The organism is Bradyrhizobium sp. (genome assembly GCF_049581145.1).
GTDB lineage: Bacteria > Pseudomonadota > Alphaproteobacteria > Rhizobiales > Xanthobacteraceae > Bradyrhizobium.
On record NZ_JBAURI010000127.1, the window covers coordinates 1 to 8,756 of the forward strand.

At 65.5% G+C, this 8,756-nt stretch carries 7 protein-coding genes; 4 read left to right on the forward strand and 3 right to left on the reverse strand.

The window, feature by feature from the left end; all coding sequences use genetic code 11:
- The 3 genes from WCB02_RS04175 to WCB02_RS04185 all read right to left on the reverse strand — a co-directional run.
- Window positions 1-186, reverse strand: a 186-nt coding sequence (locus tag WCB02_RS04175) for a DUF6111 family protein (protein ID WP_423956577.1), incomplete at its 3' end; no start/stop codon positions are given.
- The gene (locus WCB02_RS04180; protein ID WP_423956582.1) at window positions 183-854 is read right to left on the reverse strand and encodes a CoA pyrophosphatase; all 672 of its coding nucleotides are present in this window, start codon (window positions 852-854) and stop codon (window positions 183-185) included. The genes WCB02_RS04175 and WCB02_RS04180, both read right to left, overlap by 4 nt.
- 8 nt (window positions 855-862) lie before the next feature.
- On the reverse strand, window positions 863-1,504 hold the full coding sequence (locus WCB02_RS04185) for a DUF1285 domain-containing protein (RefSeq protein ID WP_423956578.1): 642 nt from the start codon (window positions 1,502-1,504) through the stop codon (window positions 863-865).
- Between the two features lie 365 nt (window positions 1,505-1,869).
- Between WCB02_RS04185 and WCB02_RS04190 the strand changes: the two genes are divergently transcribed.
- The 4 genes from WCB02_RS04190 to WCB02_RS04205 are packed head-to-tail and all read left to right on the forward strand — an operon-like array spanning window position 1,870 to window position 8,692.
- Window positions 1,870-2,868 (forward strand): AAA family ATPase, encoded by a 999-nt coding sequence (locus WCB02_RS04190; RefSeq protein WP_423956579.1) that lies wholly within the window; start codon window positions 1,870-1,872, stop codon window positions 2,866-2,868.
- A complete protein-coding gene (locus WCB02_RS04195; RefSeq protein ID WP_423956580.1) occupies window positions 2,868-3,809 on the forward strand; it encodes a DUF58 domain-containing protein in 942 nt (313 codons plus the stop codon). The genes WCB02_RS04190 and WCB02_RS04195 overlap by 1 nt, the downstream gene beginning before the upstream one ends.
- Window positions 3,809-6,619 carry a DUF4159 domain-containing protein gene (locus WCB02_RS04200; RefSeq protein ID WP_423956583.1) on the forward strand — a complete coding sequence of 937 codons (2,811 nt, stop codon included), beginning with the start codon at window positions 3,809-3,811 and terminating at the stop codon, window positions 6,617-6,619. The genes WCB02_RS04195 and WCB02_RS04200 overlap by 1 nt, the downstream gene beginning before the upstream one ends.
- Before the next feature lie 9 nt (window positions 6,620-6,628).
- Complete coding sequence (locus WCB02_RS04205) at window positions 6,629-8,692, forward strand: hypothetical protein (protein ID WP_423956581.1); 2,064 nt, start codon at window positions 6,629-6,631, stop codon at window positions 8,690-8,692.
- The last annotated feature ends 64 nt before the right edge of the window (window positions 8,693-8,756 follow it).

The window sequence follows — 8,756 nt, forward strand, 5'->3', positions numbered from 1 at the left end:
GAACTGTGCGAGCAAAACAAAACTGAGGATCACCAGGAATAGCGAGCCGAGCGCGAGTCTTGCGACGAGATGGATCGGCCAGGAGGACTGCAGCAGAAGGCCGTTGCGGGACGCGATCAAGAACAGCGCATAGATCCCGAAAGGAATGAGGAAAACGCCGATCTCGGTCAGCGCCGGCCGGATCATGGCTGGCAAATCCGCTCATACAGCATCCGCAGGATTCCCGCGGTCGCGCCCCAGATGTACCGTTCAGCATAGGGCATGGCGTAGAAAGAGCGTTCCATGCCGCGGAATTCCTTGCTGTGCAATTGGTGGTTTGCCGGGTCCATCAGGAACGAAAGCGGCACCTCGAAGGCATCGGCGACCTCGGAATGATTGAGCCTGAGCGTGAAGCCGGGCTTGACCCGCGCCAGGGTCGGCAGGATGCGGAAGCCGAAGCTCGTTCCATAAAGACCGAGATAGCCGATCGGATCGACGAAGCTGCGATCGAGCCCGATTTCCTCCCAGGCCTCGCGCAGCGCGGTGTCGAGCGGGGACGCATCGGTCGCGTCGATCTTGCCGCCGGGAAAGGCGATCTGGCCGGCATGGTCGGCGAGATGAGCGGAGCGCTGCGTCAGCAGCACGGTCGGTTGCGCATGCTCGACCACGGGAATCAACACCGCCGCGGGACGGATCGGCTGTTCGCGGGCAATGATCTCGAGCATGCGATCGGTGCCGGAATCGCCGCTTTCCGGAATGATTGCGGGATCAAGCAGCGCCGGCGGCACATCGAAGCGCAGCCGCGCCCGGGCGCGCGCAAAAAACTCCGCCGAGCTGATCTTGGCCGAATCCTTGGCCGGCCCGATCCTCACCATCGACTCGTTCAACGCGCGGCCCTCACCTGCTCCGCATCCGCCATCGGGAAAAATTCCCCAGCTGATGTCACCCCGAACATCGGATGACCATCGACCACCCGCTCCTCGCCCATGTCAACAAGATCGTAATAGAGCGCGCGGGTGACTTTGGCCCACAGGTCACTGCGGACGTGAAGATAGGGCATCAATCCGCCATCTCGGGCCGTCACAAAGCGCAGGCGATGCGCGGCATCGCAGCCGACCCACTCATCGACATTGGTGCGAAAGCGCAATGTCCGGCCACGCGAATCGCTGTCCTCGACCATCTCGACGGCGAGAAACGGCGCATCGTCGACGCGGATGCCGACCTTCTCCACCGGTGTGACCAGAAAATATTTGCCGTCTTCATGCTTGAGGATCGTCGAGAACAGGCGGACCAGCGCAGGGCGTCCGATTGGCGTCCCCATGTAGAACCATGTACCATCACCGGCGATTCGCATGTCGAGATCGCCGCAAAACGGCGGATTCCACAAGTGCACGGGGGGCAGCCCCTTGCCGGTCGAACTTTCTTTCGCAGCGTTGTCGGCGGCTTCCTTGGCAACAGCCGCGATTCCTTCAATGTCTTGATCACCTTCAAGGCTTTGATTGGTCGTCCGCCCTTGCTTCGCCATTGTTTGCCCTGACTCTCATTGAATTCTGGCAGCCTCGACGTTGCACGATACCTGCTTGGGATGCTTGCCAAGATTCCTGTCAGGATTCTTCTGGTTCTTGGCACGATTGGTGCAAGTCACTTGCTGTGCACCCCCGCGAGTTCCCGGGAAAACACGGATGAAACACCGATGAGGTCGCCATATCGTGATGCCGTCAATATCCCTGAATGCCGATAATGTGGGGATAGTCTAACTCAACAAAACCATCGCCCTAGCACAAGTTTAGCATGGGTCCATGGCATCGCGGCGCGAGCGGCGCCTTCGGATTAAGGCGTCTTCGGACAAAGGCGTCTGTAGATCGGGTCTTTAAGATCAAGGAGTGACGAATGGCGGACAGTGTCGAAAAGCTCGAAGACGTGATCGTCCGTTCGGCGGAACAGGTCTCGGGTCAGGTCCGCGCCGCCAAGGACGCGATCGCGACCGTGATCTATGGCCAGGACAAGGTGATCGAGAATACCCTGGTGACCATCCTGTCCGGCGGTCACGCGCTTCTGATCGGCGTTCCCGGGCTCGCCAAGACCAAGCTGGTCGACACCTTGGGCATCACGCTCGGACTGGACGCCAAGCGCATCCAGTTCACGCCTGACCTGATGCCCTCCGACATTCTCGGCGCCGAAGTGCTGGACGAGAGCAATTCCGGCAAGCGGTCGTTCCGTTTCATCGCCGGCCCGGTGTTCGCGCAGCTCCTGATGGCCGACGAGATCAACCGCGCCAGCCCGCGCACCCAGTCCGCGTTGTTGCAGGCGATGCAGGAGCAGCACATCACGGTGGCCGGCGCGCGCCATGACCTGCCCAAGCCGTTTCATGTGCTCGCCACACAGAACCCGCTGGAGCAGGAGGGTACCTATCCGCTGCCCGAGGCGCAGCTCGATCGTTTCCTGATGGAGATCGACGTCGACTACCCGGACCGCGACGCCGAGCGCCGCATCCTGTTCGAAACCACCGGCGCGGAGGAGACGCTGGCCAAGGGATCGATGAGCGCCGACACGCTGATCGCGGCGCAGCGGCTGGTGCGGCGCCTGCCGGTCGGCGATTCCGTGGTCGAAGCGATCCTCTCGCTGGTGCGCTCGGCACGTCCGGGGCCGGAGGGCGGCGAAGCGGGCAAGCTGATCGCCTGGGGACCGGGACCGCGCGCCAGCCAGTCGCTGATGCTGGCGGTTCGCGCCCGCGCGCTGCTCGACGGACGGCTCGCTCCCTCGATCGACGACGTGCTTGATCTCGCCGAGCCGGTTCTCAAACACCGCATGGCGCTGACCTTCTCGGCGCGCGCCGAGGGCCGCACGATCCCCGACGTGATCCGTCAATTGAAGACGCGGATCAGTTGATGGCCGGAGCCGAGCAGCCGCAAGCCAGGGAGACCTTAGCAGTCCGACGTGCAGATGGCGAAAGTCGAACGCTCGCCGCATCGCTGCCGCGTCTTGTGCTCGAAGCCCGGCGGGTCGCCGCCAACGTGATTCACGGGCTGCATGGCCGGCGTCGCGCCGGCGCCGGCGAAAGCTTCTGGCAGTATCGCCGCTTCGTCTCGGGCGAGCCATCGCAACGCGTCGACTGGCGCCGCTCCGCGCGCGACGATCATCTCTATGTGCGCGAGCAGGAATGGGAGGCCGCCCACACGGTCTGGCTGTGGCCCGATCGCTCGCCGTCAATGGCGTTCGCCTCGAAAGCGGCGCGCGACAGCAAACTGGAACGCGCCCTGATCGTGACCTTTGCGCTTGCCGAGCTTCTGGTCGCCGGCGGCGAGCGGGTCGGCGTGCCCGGCCTGATGACCCCGACCTCGAGCCGCAGCGTGATCGACAAGATGGCGCAGGCGATGCTGCATGACGATGCGGACCGGCTCAGCCTGCCGCCCTCGTTCGTGCCATCAGCGCTTGCCGAAATCGTGGTGCTGTCGGATTTCTGGTCACCGATCGAAGATATCAGGACCATCCTGGCGGGCCTGTCCGGCTCCGGCGCGCACGGGACGCTGGTGCAGATCGTCGATCCCGCGGAAGAGAGCTTCCCCTATTCCGGCCGGATCGAATTCGTCGAGCCGGAGGGCTTTGGCGTCATCACCGCCGGCCGTGCGGAGCAATGGGCCGGCGACTATGTCGCACGCGTGGCGCTGCACCGCGATCAGATCCGCGCCGAAACCAACAAACTCGACTGGCTATTCGCAACCCACACGACGAGCCGTTCGGCCGCGGAACTGTTGCTGTTCCTGCACGGCGGCATGATGGTGAGCAAGGGCAGCGCGCGCGCCAGTGTCAAAGCGGGACGCAGCTCATGATCGCCGGCCTTCCTCTGTCCTTCGCCGAACCTCTGATGCTGCTCGGCCTGTTGAGCCTTCCGGCGTTGTGGTGGCTGTTGCGGGTGATGCCGCCGCGGCCGCGGCGCGTCGAGTTTCCGCCCACGCGGCTGTTGTTTGGCATCGCGCCGAAGGAGGAAACCCCCTCGCGGACGCCATGGTGGCTCACCGCATTGCGGCTCGCCGCCGCAGCACTGGTGATTTTCGCGGCCGCGGGCCCGATCTGGAATCCACAGACCGCCTTGGCCGGCAGCAAGTCACCGCTCGTCGTCCTGCTCGATGACGGCTGGAGTGCGGCCTCCAGCTGGGATTCGAGGATCAGGGCCGCCGACGAATTGATCGCCAATGCCGACAGCGACCGGCGCGGCGTTGCACTGGTGCCGCTGTCGGAGCCGACACGCGACATCACCCTCGCTCCGGCGGGCGCTGCGCGCGTCGGGCTGCGTCAGCTTTCGCCAAAGCCCTATGCGATCGACCGGGTCGAGGCGCTGCCGTTCATCGACCGTTTCCTGAAAGCGACCGGCGATGCCGAGATCGCCTTTCTATCCGACGGCGTCGACACCGGGCGCGGGCCGGAATTCACCGAAGGCCTCGGCAAGATCGTCGGCGACCGCCGGCTTACGATTTTCGAGGGCGGCACGGCATCGCCGCTGGCGCTGACGGCAGCCGAAAACGCCGCGGCGAAGATGACGGTCAAGGTGCTTCGTGTCGACAGCGGCATTGCCTCCGGCGTGGTGCGCGCCCTCGATGCCAAGTCGTCGCCGATCGGCGAAGCAGGCTTTACCTTCGGACCGCAGGACCGCGAGACGGAAGCTGCGTTCGATCTTCCGATCGAGCTGCGCAACGACATCGCGCGCCTGGAGATTTCGGGCGAGCGCTCCGCAGGCGCAGTGCAATTGCTCGACAAGAGATGGCGGCGCCGCGCCATCGGCATCGTCAGCGCCTCGACCAGCGACAGCACGCAGCCGTTGCTGGCGCCGACCTTCTATCTCACTCGCGCGCTGTCGCCATTCGCCGATGTGAGGCAGGCCGATCGCGCCGCGCCGCAGGCGGCGATCACGCAATTCCTTGATCAGAAACTGCCGATGATCGTGATGGCCGATGTCGGCACTCTGTCGCCGGAAATCCGCGACCGCCTGACAGCCTGGATCGAGCAGGGCGGCGTGCTGGTCCGCTTTGCGGGACCGCGGCTGGCGCAAGGCGACGATGATCTCGTGCCGGTGAAACTGCGCCGCGGCGACCGCACCCTCGGCGGCAGCCTGACCTGGGAAAAGCCGCAGCATCTCGCTTCGTTCTCAGCCGACGGGCCGTTCGCCGGCCTGCCGGTGCCGTCGGACGTGACCATCAACCGGCAAGTGCTCGCCGAGCCGGACGCGGCGCTCGCGACAAGGAGCTGGGCCTCGCTGGAAGATGGCACTCCGCTGGTCACCGGCGAACGCCGCGGCAAGGGATTGGTGACCCTGTTTCACGTCAGCGCCGACATGCGCTGGTCGGACCTGCCGATGTCGGGCACCTTCGTCGAGATGCTGCGGCGGATCGTCGACATCTCCGGCTATACGTCCGCACCGGCTCCTGGCGCCAGCAGCCGGGCGAGCAAGGAAACCCTGGCGCCGCTGCATACGCTCGACGGATACGGCGCGTTCGGACCACCGCCAGCGACCGCCAAGCCGCTCTCCGCCGACTACCGGGACCGGGCGAATCCGGACCATCCTCCAGGATTTTATGGCCCTGCGGACGGCCCGCTTGCGGTGAACACGCTTGCCGTAGCCGACCGCATCGCGCCGCTCGATACCTCCGCGCTGCATGCGCGGCGCGCCAGCTACACCAACGCCGAGCCGCGTGATCTCAGGGGCATGCTGTTGTCCGCTTCTCTCGCCTTGTTCCTGATCGACGCGATCGTGGTGGCCGTGCTCGGCGCCGGCATCGCGGGCCTGTTGCGGCGGCGCACGGCGCCAGCCGCGCTCGCCTTCGCCCTCATTCTGTCGGGCCTGTTGGTGCTGCCTTCGCTGGCCCGAGCCGACGAAGCCAGCGACGAGTTCGCGATGCGGGCGGTATCGCAGACCCATCTCGCCTATATCGTCACCGGCAATTCCGACGTGGATTCCATCGTGAAAGCGGGACTGGCCGGGTTGACCATGTTTCTGGCGCAGCGCACGGCGCTCGAGGCCGGCGATCCCATCGGCGTCGATCCCGCTCATGATGAGCTGGCCTTCTTTCCGCTGATCTACTGGCCCGTGATACCCGGCGCGGCGAAGCCGCCGCAGGACGCACTCAACCGCATCGACGCCTATATGAAGCAGGGGGGCACGGTTTTGTTCGACACCCGCGACGCGGTCGAGGCGCCGCCTGGCGAAAACGGATCTTCGCAGACGCCCGCGATGCAGACGCTGCGCGACATCCTCTCCTCGCTCGACGTGCCCGAGCTCGAGCCGGTGCCGCGCGACCATGTCCTGACCAAAACCTTCTATCTGCTACGCGATTTCCCGGGACGGTACACCACCGGCCAGACTTGGGTCGAGGCGTTACCACGGGGCGAAGACGACGAAGCGGCATCGCGGCCCGCCCGCGGCGGCGACGGCGTCTCGCCCATCATCATCACCTCGAATGATCTCGCGGGTGCATGGGCGACGCGTCCCGACGGCCAGTATCTGCTGCCGCTGACGCCGGGCGAACCGAAGCAGCGCGAATTCGCCTTCCGCGCCGGCGTCAATATCGTGATGTACACGCTGACCGGCAACTACAAGGCCGATCAGGTCCACGCACCCGCGCTCATCGAGCGCTTGGGGCAGTAAGGCCGACATATGCAATATGGTATCGCGTTCGCGCCGCTCGTCCCCACTCTGATCCTCTGGATTGCGATCGCCGCGATCGTGGTCATCGCGGCATTATTGCTGCTTGGCCGCTCGCGGGGCGCCGCAGTTCGTGTCGCGGCACTGGCTCTGATCGTTCTGGCGCTCGCCAATCCATCGTTCACCCGCGAGAACCGCGAGCCCCTGAGCTCGGTGGTCGCCGTTGTCGTCGACAAAAGCCCGAGCCAGAATTTTGGCGACCGCGCCAAGGAGACGCTGCAGGCGCAGCAGGCACTGGTCGACAGCCTGAAAAAGATCCGGGGCATCGAGGTGCGCGTGGTCGAGGCCGGACAGGCCGACGGCGAAACCGACGGCACGCATTTGTTCGGCGCCCTGTCCTCGGCCTTGTCGGATGTGCCGGTCGATCGGGTGGGGGGCGCCTTCCTGATCACCGACGGACGGGTGCACGACATTCCCGCCAGTGCCAGCGCTCTTGGATTCCAGGCCCCACTGCATGCGCTGATCACCGGGCGCAAGGACGAGCGCGACCGCCGGATCGCGATTTCAGCCGCCCCGCGTTTCGGCATTGTCGGCCAGACCCAGACCATTACCTACCGGCTCGACGATCAGGGCGTCACCGGCGAGCACGCCAACATCGTGATCCGGCGCGACGGCGAGGTGATCGGCGAACGCACGCTGCAGAGCGGCCAGACCTCAAGCGTCGATGTCGACATCAAGCATGCCGGGCCGAACATCGTCGAAATCGAAGCCTCGCCGCTCGAGAACGAACTGACGCCGATCAACAACCGCGCCGTGGTCTCGATCGACGGCGTGCGCGACAAGTTGCGCGTGCTGTTGGTGTCTGGCGAGCCGCATTCCGGCGAGCGGACCTGGCGCAACCTGTTGAAGTCCGACCCCAGCGTCGACCTCGTGCATTTCACCATTCTGCGACCACCGGAAAAGCAGGACGGCACACCGATCAATGAATTGTCGCTGATCGCGTTTCCGACCCGCGAGCTGTTCCAGCAGAAGATCAACGATTTTCAGCTGATCATCTTCGATCGTTACGCGCGCCAGGGCGTGCTGCCGGTCGCCTATTTCGACAATATCGCACGCTATGTGCGGGCCGGCGGCGCGGTTCTGGTCTCGGCCGGCCCGGATTACGCCTCGACCACGAGCATCTGGCGCACGCCACTGGATTCGGTGTTGCCGGCCGAGCCGGTCGGCGTCACCGAGAAGCCGTTTTACGCCGAGCTCAGCGACGCCGGCAAACGCCATCCGGTGACGCGGGGCCTCGCGGGCTCCGATTCCCAGCCGCCGCTTTGGAGCCGGTTCTTCCGTACCGTCGATACCCGCAATGCCGTCACGCCCCCGGTCATGACCGGGGCCGACGGCAAGCCGCTGCTGCTCTTGTCACGGTTCGGCGAAGGCCGCGTCGCGCTGCTGTTGTCCGACCATATCTGGCTGTGGGCACGCGGCTATGAGGGCGGCGGACCGCATCTCGACTTGCTGCGGCGGATCTCGCATTGGCTGATGAAGGAGCCCGACCTCGACGAAGAGGCGCTGCGGCTGCAGGTGCAGGGCCATGACCTGGAAGTGATCCGCCAGACGATGGCGGACAATGTGACGCCGGTGACTGTGACGTCGCCATCCGGCGCGGCCCGCGAATTGACATTGACCGCCGGCGAACCCGGGGAATGGCGCGGGACCATCCCGGCGAACGAACTTGGACTATGGCAGGCGACCGACGGCACGCTGAAGGCCCTGATCAATGTCGGACCGACCAATCCCAAGGAATTCTCCGAGGTCACCTCAACGACCGACACGCTGAAGCCGCTGGCCGAGGCGACCGGCGGCGACGCGCGCCGCGTGATGGACGGATCGAGCCTCGCGCTGCCGCGCATCGTGCCGGTGCGTTCCTCCAGCATGTTCCACGGCGAGGGCTGGATGGGCGTTCGGATGCGCGACGCCAGCGTCGTCCGCGGCGTTGGCGTGCTTCCGGTGTTCGCGGGCCTGATCGGCCTGTTGCTGCTGCTCGGCGCCTTTGCCGCCACTTGGCTGCGCGAGGGGCGGTGACGCATCCCGCATCCATCAAAGCACTTGCGCGGCTGGCGCTTGTGGCGCTGGCCGCGCAGTTCGC

Coding starts and splice junctions, on each gene's coding strand:
- WCB02_RS04205 (WP_423956581.1), top strand. CDS start 6,629: ATGCAATATGGTATCGCGTTCGCGCCGCTCGTCCCCACTCTGATCCTC.
- WCB02_RS04195 (WP_423956580.1), top strand. CDS start 2,868: ATGGCCGGAGCCGAGCAGCCGCAAGCCAGGGAGACCTTAGCAGTCCGA.
- WCB02_RS04180 (WP_423956582.1), bottom strand. CDS start 854: ATGGTGAGGATCGGGCCGGCCAAGGATTCGGCCAAGATCAGCTCGGCG.
- WCB02_RS04190 (WP_423956579.1), top strand. CDS start 1,870: ATGGCGGACAGTGTCGAAAAGCTCGAAGACGTGATCGTCCGTTCGGCG.
- WCB02_RS04185 (WP_423956578.1), bottom strand. CDS start 1,504: ATGGCGAAGCAAGGGCGGACGACCAATCAAAGCCTTGAAGGTGATCAA.